General features: G+C 46.5%; 1 protein-coding gene. It reads left to right on the plus strand.

What is annotated here, in order from left to right:
* On the plus strand, nt 1-286 hold a 286-nt coding region (locus HC175_RS23360), incomplete at both ends, for a biotin/lipoyl attachment domain-containing protein (RefSeq protein WP_168140121.1).

Consider the following 286-nt stretch of genomic DNA (forward strand, 5'->3'; position numbering starts at 1 on the left):
GACTATGTAGAGCAGGGAGCGAACCTGGTCACGATTGGAACTGATAGATCACGGCTGCTAAAAACCCAGCTAAGTACGTCCCACAACCCGAGCAAAGAATCCATTGCCAATGTATGGTATAAGGATGATAATGGAAACTGGAAAGAAGTTGAAGGCGGTTCTATTGTTTCCGTAGGCAGGGAAGTGGAGGACCGGAAACCAATGATTCCCGTATATATTAAAGTGGACGATGTAGTTGAAATGCCCGAAGGTAGTTTTACCGAAGTGCAGATCGCACTTGGACACG

It is taken from the genome of Salinimicrobium oceani, from assembly GCF_012037645.1.